The 17,896-nt window shown below is 31.0% G+C and carries 19 protein-coding genes and 1 tRNA gene; 16 read left to right on the plus strand and 4 right to left on the minus strand.

The annotated features are described in order from the left end of the window. Window positions 1–19: 19 nt before the first annotated feature. The 14 genes from argG to lipA all read left to right on the plus strand — a co-directional run bounded on the left by argG (window position 20) and on the right by lipA (window position 13,388). Complete coding sequence (gene argG, locus AB2B44_RS05390; RefSeq protein ID WP_369048549.1) at window positions 20–1,204, plus strand: argininosuccinate synthase; 1,185 nt, start codon at window positions 20–22, stop codon at window positions 1,202–1,204. Next, window positions 1,201–2,178 (plus strand): N-acetyl-gamma-glutamyl-phosphate reductase, encoded by a 978-nt coding sequence (gene argC / locus AB2B44_RS05395; RefSeq protein WP_369048550.1) that lies wholly within the window; start codon window positions 1,201–1,203, stop codon window positions 2,176–2,178. Before argG ends, argC begins: the two co-directional genes overlap by 4 nt. A gap of 32 nt (window positions 2,179–2,210) precedes the next feature. Next, window positions 2,211–2,795 (plus strand): DUF2569 family protein, encoded by a 585-nt coding sequence (locus AB2B44_RS05400; RefSeq protein WP_369048551.1) that lies wholly within the window; start codon window positions 2,211–2,213, stop codon window positions 2,793–2,795. A 98-nt stretch (window positions 2,796–2,893) separates the two neighbouring features. Then, window positions 2,894–3,694, plus strand: a complete 801-nt coding sequence (proC, locus tag AB2B44_RS05405) for a pyrroline-5-carboxylate reductase (RefSeq protein ID WP_369048552.1) — start codon at window positions 2,894–2,896, stop codon at window positions 3,692–3,694. Then, window positions 3,691–4,818: an aspartate aminotransferase family protein gene (locus AB2B44_RS05410; RefSeq protein WP_369048553.1), complete on the plus strand. Its 1,128-nt coding sequence runs from the start codon at window positions 3,691–3,693 to the stop codon at window positions 4,816–4,818. The genes proC and AB2B44_RS05410 overlap by 4 nt, the downstream gene beginning before the upstream one ends. Beyond that, window positions 4,815–5,750 (plus strand): acetylornithine carbamoyltransferase, encoded by a 936-nt coding sequence (locus AB2B44_RS05415; protein ID WP_369048554.1) that lies wholly within the window; start codon window positions 4,815–4,817, stop codon window positions 5,748–5,750. Before AB2B44_RS05410 ends, AB2B44_RS05415 begins: the two co-directional genes overlap by 4 nt. Before the next feature lie 2 nt (window positions 5,751–5,752). Next, window positions 5,753–6,529 (plus strand): acetylglutamate kinase, encoded by a 777-nt coding sequence (gene argB, locus AB2B44_RS05420; RefSeq protein WP_369048555.1) that lies wholly within the window; start codon window positions 5,753–5,755, stop codon window positions 6,527–6,529. Continuing rightward, entirely contained in the window at window positions 6,529–7,593 is a 1,065-nt protein-coding gene (locus AB2B44_RS05425) for a M20 family metallo-hydrolase (protein ID WP_369048556.1), read from the plus strand. Before argB ends, AB2B44_RS05425 begins: the two co-directional genes overlap by 1 nt. A gap of 37 nt (window positions 7,594–7,630) precedes the next feature. Further along, a complete protein-coding gene (gene argH, locus AB2B44_RS05430) occupies window positions 7,631–8,908 on the plus strand; it encodes an argininosuccinate lyase (protein WP_369048557.1) in 1,278 nt (425 codons plus the stop codon). Between the two features lie 380 nt (window positions 8,909–9,288). After that, window positions 9,289–9,495 (plus strand): membrane or secreted protein, encoded by a 207-nt coding sequence (locus AB2B44_RS05435; protein ID WP_369048558.1) that lies wholly within the window; start codon window positions 9,289–9,291, stop codon window positions 9,493–9,495. Between the two features lie 18 nt (window positions 9,496–9,513). Further along, window positions 9,514–10,629: a glycosyltransferase gene (locus tag AB2B44_RS05440; protein WP_369048559.1), complete on the plus strand. Its 1,116-nt coding sequence runs from the start codon at window positions 9,514–9,516 to the stop codon at window positions 10,627–10,629. Further along, window positions 10,620–11,186: an RNA polymerase sigma factor gene (locus tag AB2B44_RS05445; RefSeq protein WP_369048560.1), complete on the plus strand. Its 567-nt coding sequence runs from the start codon at window positions 10,620–10,622 to the stop codon at window positions 11,184–11,186. Before AB2B44_RS05440 ends, AB2B44_RS05445 begins: the two co-directional genes overlap by 10 nt. 69 nt (window positions 11,187–11,255) lie before the next feature. Next, the gene (locus AB2B44_RS05450) at window positions 11,256–12,476 is read left to right on the plus strand and encodes an Nramp family divalent metal transporter (protein ID WP_369048561.1); all 1,221 of its coding nucleotides are present in this window, start codon (window positions 11,256–11,258) and stop codon (window positions 12,474–12,476) included. A gap of 42 nt (window positions 12,477–12,518) precedes the next feature. After that, window positions 12,519–13,388: a lipoyl synthase gene (gene lipA, locus AB2B44_RS05455; protein WP_369048562.1), complete on the plus strand. Its 870-nt coding sequence runs from the start codon at window positions 12,519–12,521 to the stop codon at window positions 13,386–13,388. A gap of 50 nt (window positions 13,389–13,438) precedes the next feature. Here lipA and AB2B44_RS05460 read toward each other — a convergent pair. From AB2B44_RS05460 to AB2B44_RS05470, 3 genes are all read right to left on the minus strand, one after another. Next, window positions 13,439–13,514: transfer RNA gene (locus tag AB2B44_RS05460), tRNA-His, on the minus strand. 56 nt (window positions 13,515–13,570) lie between these two features. Continuing rightward, the gene (bshB1, locus tag AB2B44_RS05465) at window positions 13,571–14,287 is read right to left on the minus strand and encodes a bacillithiol biosynthesis deacetylase BshB1 (RefSeq protein WP_369048563.1); all 717 of its coding nucleotides are present in this window, start codon (window positions 14,285–14,287) and stop codon (window positions 13,571–13,573) included. Between the two features lie 63 nt (window positions 14,288–14,350). Beyond that, a complete protein-coding gene (locus AB2B44_RS05470; RefSeq protein WP_369048564.1) occupies window positions 14,351–15,505 on the minus strand; it encodes a PLP-dependent aspartate aminotransferase family protein in 1,155 nt (384 codons plus the stop codon). A 172-nt stretch (window positions 15,506–15,677) separates the two neighbouring features. Here AB2B44_RS05470 and AB2B44_RS05475 point away from each other — a divergent pair, with 172 nt between their 5' ends. Then, on the plus strand, window positions 15,678–16,379 hold the full coding sequence (locus AB2B44_RS05475; RefSeq protein ID WP_369048565.1) for a Rossmann-like and DUF2520 domain-containing protein: 702 nt from the start codon (window positions 15,678–15,680) through the stop codon (window positions 16,377–16,379). Further along, complete coding sequence (locus AB2B44_RS05480; RefSeq protein ID WP_369048566.1) at window positions 16,363–16,890, plus strand: KdsC family phosphatase; 528 nt, start codon at window positions 16,363–16,365, stop codon at window positions 16,888–16,890. Before AB2B44_RS05475 ends, AB2B44_RS05480 begins: the two co-directional genes overlap by 17 nt. A gap of 27 nt (window positions 16,891–16,917) precedes the next feature. On the opposite strand, the gene AB2B44_RS05485 is transcribed toward AB2B44_RS05480, so the two are convergent. Next, the gene (locus AB2B44_RS05485) at window positions 16,918–17,868 is read right to left on the minus strand and encodes a phosphoribosylaminoimidazolesuccinocarboxamide synthase (RefSeq protein ID WP_369048567.1); all 951 of its coding nucleotides are present in this window, start codon (window positions 17,866–17,868) and stop codon (window positions 16,918–16,920) included. Between the last annotated feature and the right edge of the window lie 28 nt (window positions 17,869–17,896).

Genomic DNA, 17,896 nt, shown 5'->3' on the forward strand with positions numbered 1-17,896 from the left:
CAAACTTAACTTTATTTATATGAAAAAATTAGTAATTGCTTATAGCGGTGGGTTAGACACTTCTTACTGCGCTGTAAGTTTAAGCAAAGCGGGATACGAGGTACATGCGGTATCTGTTAATACTGGCGGGTTTACCGAAGACGAAATTAATGCTATAAAAACTAACGCCTATAAAATGGGTGTAGCTACATATAAAAATATCGATGCCATTAGCACTTATTACCAAGATGTAATAAAATACCTTATTTATGGTAATGTTTTAAAAAACAATACTTACCCCCTTTCAGTAAGTGCCGAAAGAATTATTCAGGCTATTGAAATTATTAAATATGCTAAAAGTATCGATGCGCAATATATTGCTCACGGAAGCACAGGTGCAGGAAATGACCAAGTAAGATTTGATATGATTTTTCAAACCTTAGCTCCAGAAATACAAATTATTACTCCTATTAGAGACGAGCAACTAACAAGACAGCAAGAAATAGAATACCTTAAAAGCAACGGTATTGATTTACCTTGGAAAAAAGCCAAGTATTCAATTAATAAAGGTCTTTGGGGAACTAGCGTAGGTGGCTCAGAAACCTTAACTTCTTCTAATCCTTTGCCAGAAAGTGCATACCCTTCTCCATTAGAAAAAAATACAGAAGAAAAAATAACAATTACCTTTACCAAAGGTGAGGTAACTGCTATAAATAATATCGCTGATTCACCTGAAAACAATATCGAAAAATTAAATAGCATTGCTTCTAAATATGCTATTGGTAGAGATATTCATGTGGGTGATACGATTATAGGTATTAAAGGTAGAGTAGGTTTTGAAGCTTCAGGGGCATTAATTCTTATTAAAGCGCATCACTTACTAGAAAAACATACACTTACCAAGTGGCAATTACAACACAAAGAGTACTTAAGTAGTTTTTACGGAATGCATTTACATGAAGGACAATACCTAGACCCTGTTATGCGAGACATGGAAGCTTTTTTACAAAGTAGTCAAAAAAATGTTTCTGGAAACGTGTTTGTTACCTTAAAACCTTATCATTTTTCGTTAGACGGAATCGAATCTAAACACGACTTAATGAACGCTAAATTTGCAAGTTATGGTGAAGAAAGTAGAGGTTGGACAGCTGATGAAGCAAAAGGTTTTATCAAAATCATTGGTTATCAAAACAAAATATATCAACAAGTAAATTCTGAACTATGATACAGGTAGGAATTATAGGTGGCGCAGGCTATACCGCTGGAGAACTAATACGATTATTAATAAATCACCCTAAAACCGAGCTTAATTTTGTATACAGCACTTCTAACGCAGGAAACAAAATTAGTGCTATACACCAAGATTTAGTAGGTGATTTAGACCTTAATTTTACCGATACTATAAACACCAATGTTGATGTCATTTTTCTTTGTTTAGGTCATGGAAATTCAAAAGCATTTTTAGAAAAAAACACGTTTTCTAACAATACAAAAATCATCGATTTAAGTAACGATTTTAGATTACAACAAGATAGTACTTTTCAAAACAACACCTTTGTATATGGTTTACCTGAAATACAAAAAAAGGCTATTCAATCAGCAAATTATCTTGCTAACCCTGGTTGTTTTGCTACCGCTATTCAATTAGCAATATTGCCTTTAGCCGCAAATAATTTATTACAAAACGACATCCATATTAATGCCGTTACAGGAGCAACAGGTGCAGGAACTTCATTGTCTAAAACCACCCATTTTACTTGGCGAGACAATAATTTTTCATATTACAAACCTTTTACCCACCAGCATTTAGGCGAAATCAAACAAACAGTTAATATGTTGCAGAAAAATTTTAATTCTGCTATAAATTTTATGCCTAACAGAGGTGATTTTTCAAGAGGAATTTTTGCTACAGCTTACACAAAATTCTCAGGAACATTAGATGAAGCTTACTCGCTGTATAATGCTTTTTATAAAAATGCTGCTTTTACTTTTGTTACCCATACTGAATTACATTTAAAACAAGCCGTAAACACAAACAAGTGCTTAATTCACCTACATAAACACGAAGACAAACTTTTAATTACAAGTATCATAGACAACCTTTTAAAAGGTGCATCTGGACAAGCCATTCAAAACATGAATCTAATGTTTGGCTTTCCTGAAACCGAAGGATTACATCTTAAAGCTACTTACTTTTAAAAACACGTTAACATTAATTTAAAAACAAAAAAATGTCTTTTAAAGATTATTATTCGAAATTAGAATTAAATGAACTTCTTGAACTTTCAAAAACACCTCATAAAGTTAATACAGGAGGAATTCCTTTCTTAATAGATGAACTTGAAAAAAGAGGAGAGAAAGGATATAGAAATAAAGTTGAGGAATATTACCAACAGACAGATAAATTCAAATTTGGTCATTTAAAAATTAGTGGATGGCTTTGGATCATTTTGATAGGGTTAATAATTAATGTAGTTAGGTCAAGTATAAATGTATTTGAATTATTACAAAGTAATTTTGAAAAGATTGAAGCTTCTCTAAACACTGATATGAGATTTGACTTTTATTTATACTATGGAATTGAAATTTTTATGATAATATTTTCAATTGTTTTAATTGCTATGATGTTAAGTTTTAATAAAGATTTCAGAAAATTTATGGTCTTTTTTTATGTAATTTCTGTTGGTTCATCTTTTTATTTTGGATTTAAAAATTCAGAAATTAATGGATTAATTATTTTTCAAGCGTTTTTTGCAATGATTTGGAGTTATTACTTACTTTATTCTGAAAAACCTAAAAAAGTATTTATAAAATAACTAATGCTAACAACACCTAAACTGCATTAAAACGCAGCTTAGCCAAACCGTTGTAGGCCTAGAAAAACAACTACAGTATAAACAAAAGAATTTAAAAAATGAAAATAGCCATTATAGGAACCGGAAATTTAGGACGCTCAATAGCCAAAGGCCTCATTATAAACAACGCCATTACATCATTATACTTAACCAAAAGAAACCTAAGTGGTATTCAAGATTTTGAAGGTTATAAAAATGTAACGTTAACAACAAACAATCAAGAAGCTGTAAAAAATTCTGACATCATTATTTTTGCTGTTCAGCCTGCCCATTTTAATAATATTTTAATTGAAATAAAATCGTTATTAACCGAAAAACACATTCTTATTTCTACCATTACAGGTTTTTCTATTACAAAAATGGAAAGTATTGTAGGAGAAGGTGCTTTTTTAATGAGGGCTATGCCTAATACAGCCATTGCTGTTGGTAAATCTATGACTTGTATTTGTAGTAATGAAAAAGGTAAAGAACGCATAAAAATTGCCCAAGCTATTTTTAATAAATTAGGAAACTCTATTATAATACCTGAAAGTCAAATGCAAGCTGCAACTGTTGTTTGTGCAAGCGGTATTGCATTTTGGATGCGACTTATACGTGCCACTACCCAAGCAGCGATACAATTAGGTTTTGATGCTAAAGAAGCACAAGAACTAGCCATGTATACTTGCGAAGGATCTGCAAATTTATTAATTACCACAGGCAATCACCCTGAACAAGAAATAGATAAAGTTACCACTCCTAAAGGTTGCACGATACAAGGTTTAAACGAAATGGAGCATAAAGGATTAAGCTCTTCGCTAATACAAGGTATGGTAGCTTCTTTCAATAAAATTAACAATATAAAAACCGATCAATTATGAGTTTGTTTGATGTATACCCCTTATTTGATATAACTCCAGTAGAAGGAAAAGATGTTTATGTTTACGATGAAAACGGAACAGAATATTTAGACTTATACGGTGGACATGCAGTAATTTCGATTGGACATTCACACCCTAAATATGTTAGTAGCATAAGTAATCAAGTAAGTAAATTAGGATTTTACAGTAACTCTATTAAAAATCCGTTACAAGTAGAACTAGCAGAACAATTAGGCAATTTTTCGGGCTGTAAAGAATATCAACTTTTTTTATGTAACTCGGGTGCTGAAGCCAATGAAAACGCTTTAAAACTAGCATCATTTTATACTGGTAAAAAGAAAGTTGTTGCTTTTAAAAATTCTTTTCACGGACGTACTTCTGCCGCTGTTGCCGCTACCGATAATGCTAAAATTATTGCTCCTATCAATGCACAACAAGAGGTTGTTTTTTTAGAAGTTGAAGATTTAGTTGGTTTAGAAAACACCCTTAAAAATGACGATGTTTGTGCTGTAATTGTAGAAGTTATTCAGGGTATTGGTGGATTAGATGAAGGCTCTACAAAATTTTACAAAGGCATTGAAACACTTTGTAAAAAATATAATAGCTTATTTATTGCCGATGAAATTCAATGTGGATATGGTAGAACGGGCGACTTTTTTGCCTTTCAAAAACACCAAGTTACACCCGATATTATTTCAATGGCTAAAGGTATGGGAAATGGTTTTCCTATTGGCGGTATTTTAATACACCCCAAAATTAAACCTTCATATGGTTTATTAGGTACCACTTTTGGTGGTAATCATTTAGCCTGCGCCGCAGCTAATAGTGTATTAACTGTTTTAAAAGAAGAAGAACTACTAAAAAATGTTAACGAAATTTCGAAGTACTTTATCCAAAAATCAAAAGAAATTCCTCAATTAAAAAACCTAAAAGGCAGGGGATTAATGATAGGGTTAGAGTTTGATTTTCCTATTGCTGAACTACGAAAAAAATTAATTTTTAATCATCATATTTTTACAGGAAGTGCTAAAAACCCAAACCTGTTAAGAATTCTTCCATCATTAACTGTCAAAAAAAATCATATTGATGCATTTATAGCTGCATTAAAAAGTGAATTAAAATGAAAAAATACACCAACATAAACGATATAGCAAACCTTAAAAGTCTTATCAAAGAGGCTATCAACTTAAAAAGAAATCCGTTTCAAAATACTGAGCTAGGTAAAAACAAAACCTTAGTTATGGTATTTTTTAATGCGAGTTTGCGTACACGTTTAAGCACCGAAAAAGCAGCTAGAAATTTGGGTATGGAAGTAAGTATTTTAAATGTTAATGACGCTTGGAATTTAGAGTTTGAAGATGGCGCTGTAATGAATCTCACAACATCCGAACACATTAAAGAAGCTGCGCAAGTAATATCGCAATATGCTAATATTATTGCCGTAAGAGCTTTTCCTGGATTAAAAGACAAAGCTAAAGATGAAGCTGAAATTATTTTAAACAGTTTTCTAAAATACGCCACCGTTCCTGTTGTAAATATGGAAAGTGCTACCGCACATCCATTACAAGCACTAGCAGATGCTATAACTATTGAAGAATTTAAAACCACAAAAAAACCTAAAGTAGTATTATCATGGGCACCACATCCAAAAGCGCTACCTCAGGCCGTGGCAAATTCTTTTGTAAAAGTAATGCAACACATGGAGGTTGATTTTTCAATTACGCACCCAGAAGGTTACGAATTAAACCCTGAAATTGTTAAAGACACCCCCATAAATTACAATCAAAAAGAAGCGCTAGAAAATGCTGACTTTGTTTATGTGAAAAACTGGAGTAGCTATAATAAATACGGTCAAATTTTATCAGAAGATAGCAATTGGATGATAACTAAAGAAAAATTAGGTCAAGCAAAATTTATGCACTGCTTACCCATAAGACGAAATGTAATTGCTGAAGATGCTGTATTAGATAGTGAAAATTCGATTGTTATACCCCAAGCCAATAATAGAACTTTTTCTGCTCAAATTATTTTAAAAAAAATATTAGAAAACAAGTAAACATGCAACCCATAAAAATTATAAAAATTGGCGGTAATATTATTGATAATCAAGAGGCTTTAAATACATTTTTAGCTAATTTTACAAAAATATCAAATCCGAAAATTTTAGTACATGGTGGTGGAAAATTAGCTACCAAACTAGCTAAAAAAATGGGTATTGACGTTAAAATGACTAATGGAAGACGTATTACTGATGCAGAAACGCTAACTATTATAACTATGGTATATGCTGGTGAAATTAATAAAAATATAGTAGCAAAACTACAGGCTAACAACTGTAATGCCTTAGGATTTTCTGGAGCAGATGGCAACAGTATTATCTCAAAAAAGCGCCCCGTAAAAGAAATTGATTTTGGTTTTGTTGGTGATGTTGAAAAAGTAAACACTCAAATTTTAGATGTACTTTTACAACAAAACATTACCCCTGTTTTTTGTGCTATTTCACATGATAAAAAAGGGCAACTATTAAATACTAATGCTGACACTATTGCTTCAGAATTAGCTATTGCATTTGCTAAAAATTATGAAACCGAACTCTATTATTGTTTTGAAAAAAATGGGGTATTACTAAACGTAGAAGATGAAAATTCGGTTATTGAAGATATTAATTCTAACAGTTATAAAACATTACTAAAAAAAGGTATCATTGCCGATGGAATGTTACCTAAACTAAGTAATTGTTTTAACGCCATACAGCACAATGTTACCAAAGTTTGTATCGGTAAACCTAGTATGCTTTTTAAAACTGATTCTAAATTTACAACGATAAAAAAATAATGTCAATAGAAATACTTTCCAACGAAGCCATAACACTATTAAAAAATTTAATAGAAACACCTTCTTTTTCTTCAAAAGAAGATGAAACTGCACAATTAATTGAACAATGGTTTACAGCACATAAAATTCCATTTAAAAGAACAAAAAATAATGTTTGGGCTACTAATAAATATTTCGATGATACTAAACCAACCCTATTACTAAATTCACATCACGATACTGTTATGCCTAATAAGGCATACACTAAAGACCCTTTTAAGGCTACTATAGAAGATGGTAAACTATATGGTTTAGGAAGCAATGATGCTGGCGGATGTTTGGTATCGCTAATAGCTACTTTTACCTACTTTTATGCTCATAAAGACCTACAATACAATTTAGTTATCGTAGCTTCTGCCGAAGAAGAAAGTAGTGGTGAAAATGGGTTAAATTCAATGCTTTCAATTATTCCAAAAATAGATGTTGCTATAGTAGGAGAACCTACTTTAATGAATTTAGCCATTGCCGAAAAAGGATTAGTTGTTTTTGATGCTAAAGTAAAAGGAACTCCTAGTCATGCGGCGCACCCAAATAACAATAATGCCATTTACAATACCATTGAGGTATTAAAATGGTTTAAAGATTTTAAATTTGCTAAAACCTCTAAAGCCTTAGGTGACGTAAAACTAACCGTTACACAAATAAATGGAGGCAAACAACACAATGCAGTACCTGCAGAAGTAAGTTTAGTAATCGATGTACGGGTAAACGACTGTTATACTAATAAAGAAATTGTAGAAATTTTAGAAAGCAATTCTCCTTGTTCATCAATAAAAGCACGAAGTTTACGTTTAAACTCATCCTCTATACCTGTTGAGCATCCATTAGTACAAGCAGGTATTGCTATTGGACGAACCACTTACGGTTCTCCTACCCTATCTGACCAATCGGTATTAAGTTGCCCTTCTTTAAAATTAGGACCTGGTGATAGTACCCGTTCTCATTCAGCTGATGAATTTATTTATGTTAACGAAATTAAAGAGGGCATTGAAATATATATCAAATTATTAAACAAAGTATTATAAAACAATCCCCACAAAATAAAAGCCAAAAATTAAAAATATGAAACTTTGGGATAAAGGAATTTCAATCGATAAAAAAATAGAACAATTTACTGTTGGAAACGATAGAGAAATTGATATGCACATTGCTAAATACGACGTACAAGCTTCATTAGCACATGCTAGTATGCTAGCTTCTGTTGGTATTATTACTCAAGACGAACTAACACAATTAAAAAAAGGTCTAGAAAAATTAGCAACTTCTATTGAAAACGGAACCTTTGTTATTGAAGATACTTTTGAAGATGTTCATTCTAAAATAGAATTTGAATTAACCCAACAATTAGGCGAAGTAGGTAAAAAAATTCATACCGCACGTTCTAGAAACGATCAAGTTTTAGTGGCTTTACAATTATATTACAAAGAAAATTTAATTGAAATTATTAATGATATTAAAAGCTTCTTTAACACACTTTTACAACTAGCCGAAAAATATAAAAACAACGTTTTACCAGGGTATACACATTTACAAGTAGCCATGCCTTCTTCATTTGGGTTATGGTTTTCTGCTTATGCCGAATTGTTAATTGACGATGTAATTGTTTTAAACGCTGCCTTAAAAACTGTAGATCAAAACCCATTAGGTTCGGCTGCAGGTTATGGAAGCTCTTTTCCTATTAACAGAGAATTTACAACTAAAGAATTAAAGTTTTCAACCTTAAAATATAATGTAGTAGCGGCACAATTGGGTAGAGGAAAAAATGAGCGAATTATTGCCGGAGCTTTAGGTAATTTATGCAATACACTTGCAAGATTTGCTATGGATATTTGTTTGAATAATTCACAAAATTTTGGATTTATTTCTTTTCCTGACGAATTAACTACCGGAAGTAGCATTATGCCGCATAAAAAAAATCCAGATGTATTTGAGTTACTTAGAGGTAAATGCAATAAAATTCAGGCTTTACAAAGCGAAATGATATTGATTACAAATAATTTACCTAGTGGATATCATCGTGATTTTCAGCTATTAAAAGAAAACATGATTAATGCCATCGAAGAAGTAAAAAACTTGATAGCTATTTTTAACTACGCTATTCAGCAAGTAATTGTAAATGATATTGACTTAGATGATAAAAAATACCAATATTTATTTACCGTAGACAGCATAAATAACCTAATAATCAATGGATTATCATTTAGAGAAGCCTACCAAAAAATAGGACAACAGGTTCAAAATGAAACCTACCAAAACACCCCAGCAAAAACACACACCCATATTGGTAGTATTAATAATTTGGGGTTAGAAGAAATTAAACAAAAAATGAAATCTATATAAAAACTGTCCCATCTAAAAACGAATCAGAAAAAGAGTTAGGTTTCACCTAACTCTTCGCTTCTAAATAACACAAAAATTATTCTTAAAAAAAACTAATATAAATTTTGCAACAGTTCTCTTTTCTATACCTAAAAAAGATTGTAACTGTTACTTATTTAGACACTTAAAAAAACAAAAGTCACACAAGGCTTATATTTCATTTTTTATACCCATTAAAAAAAATGAAGTTTGTATCTTTGCTGAAAGATTTTAAAGAAACCTTTTATAAGCGATTTAAAACATAACGAGAATTACTTAGTAAAATAATATTGATAAAAAATATTATGCTAATTATCTCTCATTTTTTATTTTACAAAAATAGCGTTAACTTAAATTTACTCATGAAATTATTTTTTTTAACAATTGGTTTATTAGCATTGGCTTTTGTAGGAATTGCCATTAAAATTTGGGCTAAAAAAGATGGTAAATTTTCGGGCACTTGTGCAAGTCAAAATCCAACACTGAATAAAAGTGGTGAACCTTGTGGTTTTTGCGGTAAAACTCCTGATCAATTTGACACTTGTAGCGAACCTGAACACAAACAATAACTAACTTTTTTATATTAAATGATTATTACTATTCTTTTCTACATTTTTGTAGTAGCTGTTAGTATTCAAATCATTTACTATATACTTCTCTCTACTTTTGCTTTTTCTAAAACAGAAAATACAATACCTGCAAAACAAAACAACCCTGTATCAGTAATTGTATACGCCAAGAATAAAGCACAAGATTTACAAAAGTTTATCCCTTGTATTATCAATCAAAATTATTCTAATTTTGAAATTTTAATTGTTAATAATGCCTCGACAGATACTACTTTAGAAGTAATAGAAAATTTTCAAAAACACAATACCAATATTACCCTTATTGATGTTGAAAATAATGAAACCTTTTGGGGAAATAAAAAATATGCAATTACTTTAGGTATAAAGGCGGCAAAAAATCCGTATCTAATATTTACAGAAGCTGATTGTAAACCCGTATCTAAAAATTGGATTGCACAGCTAATGGGGCGTTTTTCTGAAGAAAAACAAATTGTTTTAGGCTATGTAACCTACCCTTTTAAAAATTATTCCTTTTTTAATTTAGTATTACATTTCGATTCACTGTTAAATGCTATTCAGTGTTTTGCTTCAACTAAATTAGGCTATCCTTACAAAGGTATGAGTAAAAATATTGCCTACACAAAATCTGAATTTTTTAAAGCAAAAGGATATGTTAATCACATTAAAATATACAGCGGAGATAATGATTTTTTTATTCAAGATGCTGCGACAAATACAAATACAACCTTTTGTGCTTCCGCAGAAAGTTTTGTGTATTCTAATCCCCCAAAATCTTTTAAACTCTGGCTTTTAGAAAAATCAAGACAATTTATTGGTTGTAAAAACTACTATAAAACAAAACATCGTTTTTTTATTGGTCTTATATATTGGTCGAAATTAGTATTTTATCTTCTTTCTATAATTCTTTTATTTCTTTTCGATTCGAAAATTATAATTTCATTTATTGGGTTATATTACCTAATTAATTGGATTGTTATAGGCTTATCTGCTAAAAAATTAAAAGAAACTAAGCTTTTAATTTTATTACCTTTTTTAGATATTATCTTATTATTAATACATTTTACTATATTTATAACCGCTAAAAAAATATCTAAATCAACCACTTGGGAGTAAGCAAAAATACCCTACAACAGCAAATTGACAAGGCAAAAAAAGGTGATCAAACGGCTTTTAAATTTTTGTTAGACACCTATTGGAGTAGTGTGTATTATTATCAATTAAAAAAAGTGAATAACGATGAAGATGCAGAAGACATCGCTATTGAAACTTTTTCAAAAGCATTTGATAAAATAAACACATTTAACAATCAATATCAATTTAATACTTGGCTAATTGCAATTTCTAAAAACGTATATATAGACTTTCTTAGAAAGAAAAAATCATCTATTTCTGTTGACATTACTAAAAATGAAGAAAAGGAAGTTTATCATATAATCGATGACGGCCCGTCTCCTGAAGACAAAATAATTACCAAACAAAATTTAGCAAAATTACTTCGCGATATTAAAAAATTAAAACCTAAGTATCAGGAAGTAATTATTTTACGTTATTTTCAAGAATTAAGCTACAAAGAAATATCATCACAAATAAATGAACCTATAAATAATGTTAAGGTAAAATTATTACGGGCAAAAAAGCTATTGGCAGCAATCATAAAAAAAGAAGTGTAAGATTATTATACTTTTATTAAAATCTTATAAAATTAAAAAAACATACATTAAACTTAATACCTTACTCGAATGAAAAAAACTTTTTTAAAATCGCTCGGGCCTGGATTGTTATTTGCAGGGGCTGCTATTGGAGTTTCGCACCTCGTACAATCTACTCGTGCAGGTGCCGATTATGGATTTGGTTTATTATGGGCTATATTTTTTGTACATATATTTAAATACCCCTTTTTTCAGTTCGGACCTCGATATGCCACAGCAACTGGTGAAACCTTATTAGAAGGTTATAAAAAATTAGGCAAAGGTGCTCTTATTGCTTATTATATTTTAAATTTAGCAACCATGTTTAGTATCCAGGCAGCCTTAACTATTGTTACCGCAAGCTTAGCTTCTTATTTATTTGGCTTCACCAATAATTTGGTAATCTGGTCTATAATTATTACTGGCGTTTGTTTAATAATTTTACTTATCGGTAAGTATAAATTATTAGATAGCTTAATGAAATATATTGTTTTAATTTTAACGATAAGCACTATTATTGCTGTTAATATTGCATTATTTAACAATCATAAAAGTTTTGATTTTACTCAAGTTTTTCCAAAAAATACAGTTGAAATTACTTTTTTAATCGCCTTTTTAGGTTGGATGCCTGCCCCATTAGATGTTTCTATATGGCACTCTATTTGGTCTGTAGAAAAAAACAAAACCACCCTTAACAAAATTCAACCCAAACAAGCTATTTTTGATTTTAATATCGGTTATATAGGCACCTTATTTTTAGGCGTTTGTTTTATAATGTTGGGCGCCCTTGTTATGTATCATTCAGGGGAAACTTTTTCTAATAAAGGCACCGTTTTTGCTTCACAACTTATTAACTTATATACTAATAATTTAGGTGAATTTTCTCATGTTTTTATTGGAATAGCTGCCTTTACTACAATGTTTAGCACATCTTTAACAGCATTAGATGCCTCACCAAGAGCAATGGCTAAAACTACCGATTTGTTATTTAAAAAAAATAAACATTTAAACTATTGGTTTTGGATTCTATTTTTATCAGTCGGAACCTACATTATTTTACAATTTTTCTTAGCAAACATGGGCTTTTTAGTTAAAATAGCAACCATTTTATCATTTTTAACGGCACCTTTTTTTGCTATTTTAAACTATTTACTAATAACAGGTAAACACACCCCTGAAGAACACCGACCCAATATGGGATTAAAAATTTTAAGCCTCTTCGGAATTCTATTTTTAGTAAGCTTTAGCATTTGGTTTTTATTCAGTTTATAATTCTTTTATTCGTAACTTTGCACTCCACAAAATTAAACTAGCATGTCAGAAAAGTCAGTAATACTACCAGAACATACTAAAAAGCCTAAGTGGTTACGTGTAAAGCTACCTATAGGTAAAAAATACACCGAATTAAGAGGTTTAGTAGATAAGTATAAATTAAATACAATTTGTACTAGTGGAAGCTGTCCTAACATGGGTGAATGTTGGGGAGAAGGAACAGCTACTTTTATGATTTTAGGCAACATATGCACCCGCTCTTGTGGTTTTTGTGGCGTAAAAACAGGTAGACCCGAATCAGTTGAATGGGATGAACCTGAAAAGGTAGCTCGATCTATAAAATTAATGAATATTAAGCATGCCGTAATAACATCGGTAGATAGAGATGACTTAAAAGATGGTGGTTCTATTATTTGGGCTGAAACCGTTCAAGCGATTCGTAGAGCAAATCCAAATACTACTTTAGAAACTTTAATTCCTGATTTTCAAGGAAACGAAAAACTAATTGACCGAATTATTGAAGTAGCACCCGAAGTAGTATCGCATAATATGGAAACTGTTCGTAGATTAACTCGCGAAGTGCGTATTCAAGCTAAATACGATAGAAGTTTAGGGGTATTAAAATATTTAAAAGAAAATGGTATGCGTACAAAATCGGGCATTATGCTTGGTTTAGGCGAAACCGAAGACGAAGTTATTGAAACAATGAAAGACTTGCGTAACATTGGGTTAGATATTATTACAATTGGACAATACCTGCAACCTTCTAAAAAACATCTTCCTGTAAAAGAGTTTATTACTCCCGAACAATTTAAAAAATATGAAACTTTAGGTCTAGAAATGGGATTTATGCATGTAGAAAGTGGTGCACTGGTGCGCTCTTCGTATAAAGCTCATAAACACGCTAATTAAACCAAATAAAAAAAGTCTTCTTAAAATATAAGAAGACTTTTTTATTTTTAGGGTGAAAGACCGGGTTCGAACCGGCGACCTCTGGAACCACAATCCAGCGCTCTAACCAGCTGAGCTACAATCACCATTTCTAGTTAGCGGATGCAAATATACTTTATTTTGTTTTTTAACAAAAGTTTTTTTTACAATAATTTTCCTAAATCATTTACAGCAACATAACGTTCTACCGTATATCCTTCAGCATATTCTACCCCTACTATTCTACCCAAATCTTGAGCGCGGTATATAATGCTGTCAATAAAGTTTTTACTCGTAATTGGGGTTTCGGGCTCGTTACTTTTTGGATTATAAAATTGCGACGAATAGGCTAAAACAGCTTCCTTTTTTTTATCCATAAAATTAGTTACATCTACTACAAAATCAGGCTCTATATTTTTCCATTGTATATAGTGATATACTTTTGGAGGACGCCATTTTTCTTGTTGCACACCATCTAACATAGTTTCTATTTTTAATAAACCACTTAAAAAACAAGCGTTAGAAACTAATTTACTAGCCTTAGGGTGATCAATATGCCTATCGTCTACCGCATTACACAACACAATTTCGGGTTGGTATTTTCTAATTATTTTTATAATAGCTAACTGATGCTCTTTATCATTTACAAAAAAACCATCAGCAAACCCCAAATTTTCTCGAATTGAAACCCCTAATATTTCAGCTGCTTTATCTGCCTCTTGTTTTCTAATAGTTGCCGAACCTCGTGTACCCAATTCACCCAAAGTTAAATCAATAATTCCTACTTTTTTACCTAAAGAAATTTCTTTAGCTAAGGTAGCTGAACAACCTAATTCTACATCATCTGGATGAGCTCCAAATGCCAAAATATCTAGTTTCATCTATATTATTTTAATTAAAGATTAAGAAAACCCTTTTTATTAATTTTTATGCGAAAATACTATTTATTTACATTTTTCTATTGCTTGTTCTATATCTGCAATTAAATCTTCAACCTCTTCTATTCCAACAGAAAAACGAATTAGCGAATCACTAATTCCTTGTTTTGCTCTTTCTTCTTTAGACAATAAAGCATGTGAAGTTTTGGCAGGACTTAACATTGTGCTTTCAATACCTGCCAAACTCATTGAAGGTTTTATTAATTGTAAATTGTTTTGAAATGCCATGGCGTCAATATTATCTTTCAATTCAAAAGACAACATTCCTCCAAAATAGTTCATTTGCTTTTTTGCCAAATTATAATCTAAGTGAGTTTTTAACCCTGGATAATAAACGTTATTTACGTTGTTGTTTTTTAACAAGTATTTTGCCATTCTCAAGGCATTTTTACTCTGTTTTTTTACCCGTAAATTCATCGTTTTTATACTACGTTCTAACATCCAAACTGTAAAATCACTTAAACTACCTCCTAAATTTTTGGCTTTATTCCAAATTTGTTTAATATGAATATTTGATGCTGCTACTGCACCTGCTAAAATATCAGAATGACCACCCATATATTTAGTAGCTGAATGAATAATAATATCTATACCAAAATCTACAGGTGTTTGATTTATAGGAGAAGCAAACGTGTTATCTATCATTGTTACAATACCTTTTTCTTTCGCTAGTTTAGAAACAGCTTGCATATCGGTAATTTTTAATAATGGATTAGAGGGAGTTTCAATAAAAATAACTTTAGTATTGTTTTTTATTTCGTTTTCAAAATCAGTAATCGATAAACTCTTAGTAAACGAATACTCAATACCAAATTTACCAAACTCTTCAACAACTAAATTATAAGTACCTCCGTAAAGGGTTTGCTGTAATATCACATGGTCTCCTTGTTTTAAAAAAGCAAGTAAAGTAGTACTAATAGCTGCCATACCCGACCCAAATATCAAGGCATTTTCGGTTTTTTCTAGTGCCGAAATTTTTTTACACAACGCCTCTTGATTAGGGGTATTAAAATAACGTGGGTATCGTTTTTTATCTACCCCATCAAAAGCATACGAAGACGAAAGATATATAGGCGAAATACTTCCTTTAAACTGTTTATCTTCTACTTCGCCAATATGTGTGCAAATAGTATTTATGCCTAATTTTTTAGTTAATTTCACGCTAATAAATTTAAATTAAACCTTTAATTAAAGGTAATAAATTATGTTATAGTAATTTAACAGATTTTCAACTAAAAATAATTTATATTTTCAATCTTATTTTTAAAAAAAATATACCCATTTAATAAAACCTATTTCTATTCATATAAAGAAATTCAATATCTTCGCTCGTATGATTTCAGTTGTAATTATTGGACAAGGAAATGTGGCTACACATCTTTTCAAGGCTTTTTCTAAAGTGCCCAGTATCGTAGTAACTCAAGTTAATTCAAGAAATTTAAAAAATATTCCGCTTGTCGACATTACTATTATTGCCATTTCTGACGATGCCATTGCAAGTGTTTCTTCTAAAATAAATAATCCCTTGGTAGTACATACTTCAGGTAGTATTGCCATGGAATCATTAAAAAACCCTACTCGAAAAGGTGTTTTTTATATGCTACAAACATTTTCGAAAGAAAAAGAAGTTGATTTTTCTAAAGTTCCGTTTTGTATAGAAGCCGAAAATAAAAAAGACTTAGAATTATTAGAGTTGTTAGCTAAAAAAATTGGAGAAAAAATTTACCCTATAACTTCTAAAGAAAGACAATATTTACATGTTGCCGCAGTTTTTGCAAACAACTTCAGCAATCATATGTATAAAATTGCAAACGATATTTGTGATACGCATCAAATACCATTTGAAATTTTGCATCCGTTAATCATAGAAACGGGTGAAAAAGCAACTCAAATGCCGCCAAAAAATGCACAAACTGGCCCTGCTATTCGAAATGATAAAAAAACAATACAAAATCATATATCTTTGCTAGATTTTGAACAACAAAAAATTTATAAACTCTTAACAAAATCTATCCAAAATGGAGAAAAGTTATAAAGAATTTTTACCGCAAATAGACACCTTAATTTTTGATGTCGACGGTGTATTAACTAACGGAATTGTAACCATTATGCCAGATGGAGAACTCGTTAGACAAATGAACGTTAAAGATGGGTATGCTCTAAAAACAGCTATAGATAAAGGTCTTAGAATTTGTATAATTTCTGGCGGAAAAAACGAAGGCGTATATACTAGATTAGCAAACTTGGGTGTTAAAGATATATACTTAGGCGCTCATAATAAAATTGAACAGTATAACGAACTTGTAGATATGTACAACTTACAACCCGAAAAGGTGTTGTATATGGGCGATGATTTACCAGATTACCCTGTTATGAAACAAATTGGGGTACCTTGTTGCCCTAACGATGCTACTCCAGAAATTAAAGAAATATCAAAATATATTTCTCATAAAAAAGGCGGAGAAGGCTGTGTTAGAGATATTATTGAACAAACTTTGCGCGTACAGGGCAAATGGGATTATAATGTTGATGCTCAATACGATTAATTTTTAATCATAAAAAAATATAGCGACTTATTTTTGTGCTAAAAAAGCCGCTATATTTTTTTCAATTCGACCCAATACATTCTCTGTATTTGCTTTTACAAAAGTTTCTCCTGTAATTTGCTCATACAATTCAATATATCGATTAGAAATTTCGTTTATTTTTTCGTCAGACATTTCGGGTACTTGCTGTCCTTCTTTTCCTTGAAAACCATTTTTTATTAACCACTGGCGTACAAATTCTTTCGATAATTGCTTTTGCGCCTCTCCTTTTTCTTGACGCTCGGCATAACCATCAGCATAAAAATAACGAGATGAATCGGGTGTGTGAATTTCATCAATTAACACAATTTTACCATCTTTTGTTTTACCAAACTCATATTTAGTGTCAACCAAAATAAGACCTCGTTTAGCCGCTAACTCAGTGCCTCTTTCAAATAATTTTCTAGTATAATCTTCTAACACTAAATAATCTTCTTCACTAACAATACCTTTTGCTAAAATAGCTTCACTAGAAATATCTTCATCGTGTTCTCCATTATCTGCTTTGGTTGATGGGGTAATTATTGGTGTTGGAAATTTATCGTTTTCTTGCATATTCTCTGGCATTGCCACACCGCAAAGTGTTCTTTTTCCTGCTGCATATTCACGTGCTGCGTGCCCAGACAAATAACCACGAATTACCATTTCTACTTTAAACGGCTCACATAAATACCCAACCGCCACATTTTCATCGGGAGTAGCAATTAACCAATTAGGAACAATATCGGAAGTATCATTCATCATTTTGGTAGCAATTTGATTTAAAATTTGCCCTTTATACGGAATTTGACGCGGTAAAATTACATCAAAAGCAGACAACCTATCAGTAGCAATCATTACCAATAAATCATTATCAATATTGTAAACCTCTCTAACTTTACCTTTATATACCGATTTTTGCTTAGGAAAATGAAAATCTGTTTCGTTAATTGTGTTCATTGTATTTATTATTGTGTTGTGGTGGCGC

Source organism: Tenacibaculum sp. UWU-22, from assembly GCF_041021355.1.
Lineage (GTDB): Bacteria > Bacteroidota > Bacteroidia > Flavobacteriales > Flavobacteriaceae > Polaribacter.